General features: G+C 62.1%; 1 protein-coding gene. It reads right to left on the bottom strand.

Annotated features, from left to right (window positions below; all coding sequences use genetic code 11):
* Positions 1-62: 62 nt before the first annotated feature.
* The coding region (locus Q4E95_RS05550) for a BCCT family transporter (RefSeq protein WP_303382367.1) at positions 63-1782 on the bottom strand (1720 nt) is incomplete at its 5' end.

Genomic DNA, 1782 nt, shown 5'->3' on the forward strand with positions numbered 1-1782 from the left:
GCGTTCGTTGTCGAGCCAGTTGGAGAATTCAGGTGCCGTGGCATGTGCGAGCAGGGAAGTTTTCACGCGTGTCCCCCTTTCATGGGATCTTCATCCGGCGCGGTGGAAGGCCGGCGGGAATCCGCGACGGAGGTGTCGGTGAGGATGGGCATCTCTCCGGTGGGGAGACCGTGCTCGTCCACGTAGTCGTCCTCAGGGCGAGGATTCGGGTCGTTGATCTCTTTCTCGAGTCTCCTGCTGTCCTTGGTCCGTGTGACCAGCCTGCGGATCAGGTTGGCGATCATCAGGAAGATGATGAAGGAGAAGGGGAAGGCCCCGATGATGGTGCCGGTCTGGACCGTGTCGACCACCGAGGTGCCACCGATGGACAGGAGCACGGTCGCCACGGCGGCAATGCTCACAACCAGGACCACCCGAAACCACGGACCGGCCTTCCGGGGTGCGGACACGAACTCGGCAAGCGCGTAGGTCCCTGAGTCAAGGCTGGTGACGTAGTAGGTCGCCACGAGGATGGTGGCCACCACCAGGAGGATCCCTCCCACGAGCGGGACCATTTCGAGCGCTGCGAACAGACCGGAGGAGGTGTCTGCGGCGACCTTATCTGCAATTTCACCGCTGCTTTGCTGGTTGTAGTACACCGCGGCGGATCCAATGATGCCGATCCAGATCATGACGATCAACGACGGGATAATGGTCACGCCCAGGATGAATTCCCGGATGGTGCGACCACGGGAAATCCTGGCGATGAATCCCCCGACGAAGGGGGAGAAGGCGATCACCCAGCACCAGATGAAGACTGTCCACGGTCCACTCCAGCTATCGGACCAGCTCTCGAGCGGGGCACCGGCTGTGCCGGAGTCGGACCAGAAGCTCATCGGGATGAAGTTGTAGATGAAGGTACCGAAGGTCTGCGTCAGGTTCGAAAGAACGAAAACGATGGGGCCGAAGAGGAAGACCCCCACGACCAGCACGATACTGAGCACCGAGTTGGCCTCGCTGATGCGCTTCATGCCCTTGTTGACCCCGACGAATGCCGAGAAAGCGGCGAACGCGGCTAGTGCGACGATGACGATGACCCATACGGTGATGCTCGGCTCCACGCCGGTGAAGGTGGACAGGCCGCTGGTGAACTGCATCACGGCGAAACCGAAAGAAGTCGCGAGACCCAGGACGGTGGCGATGATGGCCAATAGTTCGACAATCACGCCTGCGGAACGCTGCAGGGGTGCGGGGAGGATGTCAACGGTGGCCTCACGGAAGGTCAGGGTCTTCCCCAGATTATGGTGGGAGTAGGCAAGGCAGATGGCAACCACGCAGTACATCGCCCACGCGGTCAATCCCCAGTGGAAATAGGCCCAGACCATCCCGGGTTCCCCCGGGCTGTCGGAGCCGGGGACCACGGGAGCCTCGTCGCCCAGCAGCATGGGCTCGGCAACGGACCAGAAGATCAGTCCCACGCCCTGCCCGCAGGCGAACAGCATCGAGTACCAGGCGAACTTGCTGTGCTCGGGCCGAGCCTTCGGGCCGCCCAGTCGAACCCGGCCGATCTTGCTGAACGCCAACCACGCGCACACTGCGATGGCCGTCAAGGAATAGAGCACGAACCACCAGGTGAATCCGGAGGTCACCCACGTCCGAAGATCGTTGATGACGCGAGCCGACCCGTCGGGATTGACGCTGACGGCCACGATGACCGCGATGATCAACAGCGGGGGCAGGACCGTGATGATAGTTCGGTCGACCGGTGGGATCACCCGTCCTCGGAACCGTGGAAGCGAAACC

The sequence above is a fragment of the Kocuria sp. genome, assembly GCF_030536815.1.
Taxonomy (GTDB): domain Bacteria; phylum Actinomycetota; class Actinomycetes; order Actinomycetales; family Micrococcaceae; genus Kocuria; species Kocuria gwangalliensis.